Here is a 513-nt window from a genome sequence, read left to right as displayed (position 1 = left end):
ACCCGCACGACTTGTCCTCCAGCGTCGTGATGCCGCCTTTCTTGTTCCCCGGCGACGGGTTCTCGTACACCGTCTCGTTGTGGCTGATAAAGTAATCCTTGAAGCCGTTGAGCATGGCGGCCGCCTTTCCGAACACCTGCTCGTTGACGCACCGGCTCAGCAGCATCCCCTCCGCGCCGAACATCTCCGGCACCTCGGTCAGCACCGTCGAGCCGCCCCGCGCGATCACCATGTCGCTGAACGCTCCCACCGTCGGGTTCGCCGTTACGCCGGACAGGCCATCCGACCCGCCGCACTTCAGACCGATCACCAGCTCGCTCACCGGCACCGCCTCACGCCGGTACCGTCCCGCGTATGACGCGCACTGCTCCAGCAGCGTGCGTCCTGCCGCGAACTCGTCCTCCACGTCCTGGCAGGTGAGAAACTTGACGCGCTCCGGATCATATTCCCCCAGCTCCTCTACGAACTGGTCGTGCTGCAGGTTCTCGCACCCCAGGCTCAGCACCAGCACCG

The 513-nt window shown here is 65.1% G+C and carries 1 protein-coding gene; it reads right to left on the bottom strand.

Annotated elements, in window-relative coordinates; all coding sequences use genetic code 11:
* A partial coding sequence (locus tag ACYQ3S_RS15665) for a UxaA family hydrolase (RefSeq protein ID WP_459690301.1) occupies positions 1–513 on the bottom strand: 513 nt, incomplete at both ends.

It is taken from the genome of Agathobaculum sp. TL06 (assembly GCF_054658635.1).
This window is presented reverse-complemented; position numbering and strand designations above follow the sequence as displayed.